Source organism: Nocardia sp. NPDC004582, assembly GCF_053602115.1.
The window spans coordinates 1-2,015 of the sequence record NZ_JBSGCY010000284.1 but is presented as its reverse complement, the minus strand read 5'-3'; the positions used below and the strand labels follow the sequence as shown (position 1 = coordinate 2,015).

Genomic DNA, 2,015 nt, shown 5'->3' with positions numbered 1-2,015 from the left:
GTCGAGTTGCAGACCCCAATCCGAACTGAGACCGGCTTTTTGAGATTCGCTCCACCTCACGGTATCGCTGCTCTTTGTACCGGCCATTGTAGCACGTGTGCAGCCCAAGACATAAGGGGCATGATGACTTGACGTCGTCCCCACCTTCCTCCGAGTTGACCCCGGCAGTCTCCTGTGAGTCCCCATCACCCCGAAGGGCATGCTGGCAACACAGAACAAGGGTTGCGCTCGTTGCGGGACTTAACCCAACATCTCACGACACGAGCTGACGACAGCCATGCACCACCTGTATACCGACCACAAGGGGGCGACCATCTCTGGCCGTTTCCGGTGTATGTCAAGCCTTGGTAAGGTTCTTCGCGTTGCGTCGAATTAAGCCACATGCTCCGCTGCTTGTGCGGGCCCCCGTCAATTCCTTTGAGTTTTAGCCTTGCGGCCGTACTCCCCAGGCGGGGAACTTAATGCGTTAGCTGCGGCACCGACGACGTGGAATGTCGCCAACACCTAGTTCCCACCGTTTACGGCGTGGACTACCAGGGTATCTAATCCTGTTCGCTCCCCACGCTTTCGCTCCTCAGCGTCAGTAATGGCCCAGAGATCCGCCTTCGCCACCGGTGTTCCTCCTGATATCTGCGCATTTCACCGCTACACCAGGAATTCCGATCTCCCCTACCACACTCTAGCTAGCCCGTATCGAATGCAGACCCGGGGTTAAGCCCCGGGCTTTCACACCCGACGTGACAAGCCGCCTACGAGCTCTTTACGCCCAATAATTCCGGACAACGCTTGCGCCCTACGTATTACCGCGGCTGCTGGCACGTAGTTAGCCGGCGCTTCTTCTGCAGGTACCGTCACTTGCGCTTCGTCCCTGTCAAAAGAGGTTTACAACCCGAAGGCCGTCATCCCTCACGCGGCGTCGCTGCATCAGGCTTTCGCCCATTGTGCAATATTCCCCACTGCTGCCTCCCGTAGGAGTCTGGGCCGTGTCTCAGTCCCAGTGTGGCCGGTCACCCTCTCAGGTCGGCTACCCGTCGTCGCCTTGGTGGGCCATTACCTCACCAACAAGCTGATAGGCCGCGGGCTCATCCTGCACCGCCGGAGCTTTCGACCCTCACAGATGCCTGCAAGAGTGATATCCGGTATTAGACCCCGTTTCCAGGGCTTGTCCCAGAGTGCAGGGCAGATTGCCCACGTGTTACTCACCCGTTCGCCACTAATCCACCCCGAAGGGCTTCATCGTTCGACTTGCATGTGTTAAGCACGCCGCCAGCGTTCGTCCTGAGCCAGGATCAAACTCTCCGTGAATGTTTTCCCGTGATCGGGACAACACGCACGAGAGCGGAACGAGAGGAGGAATGATCCCCTCGCATCCAGCGTCCTCGCTGTGTTTTGTTTCAAAGGAACCTCATCCACGGCTATCACTGCCATGGACGGGGTATCAACATATCTGGCGTTGATTTTTGGCACGCTGTTGAGTTCTCAAGGAACGGACGCTTCCTTTGTACTCACCCGAGAGACTCTCTCAGGCTTTCCTCCGGGCAGTTTCCCTTCGGTCTTGCGTCTCCGACTCTATCAGGGTTTTTCCGCCTCCCTGACCACCGTTCCGCAGGCATGCGGGGGCGATGCAGAGAATAGGATCTGACAAGTTGGATGCTGCTCGGTAATCGCGCTTGATCGCGTCGCTCACCCTCAAGCAGGAGTACGACTGTACACGCGGCCGCAGAGCGCGTGCAAATCCGCTAGGCTAGTGGTCTAGACCACGGATCGGGATCTCTCGTGCAGAACCGGTACTTCGTATGACATACCCTGCTGCACAGTGCGCCGTCCTGGTCATGCAGTAACGGCCCATGTACATCTCCACCCCTGGGAGGCTTCCCATGACCACCGTGACGTCCCCTCTTGTAGGACGCGCCATCGGACTGGCCGCCGTGCCGGATCCGGTCTTCTCCGGGGCCATGGTCGGCCCGGGCACGGCGATCGACCCGGTGCGCGAGCCTTCCGAGGCCGTCGCTCCC

1 protein-coding gene and 1 rRNA gene are annotated in these 2,015 nt (G+C 59.0%); one reads left to right on the top strand and one right to left on the bottom strand.

The genetic code is table 11. From position 1 onward, the window contains the following. Positions 1–1,305 (bottom strand): 16S ribosomal RNA (locus ACWELJ_RS34015); the annotation flags it as partial. A 542-nt stretch (positions 1,306–1,847) separates the two neighbouring features. Here ACWELJ_RS34015 and ACWELJ_RS34010 point away from each other — a divergent pair. Further along, positions 1,848–2,015: PTS glucose transporter subunit IIA (locus ACWELJ_RS34010; protein WP_452370160.1), on the top strand; the 168-nt coding region annotated here is incomplete at its 3' end.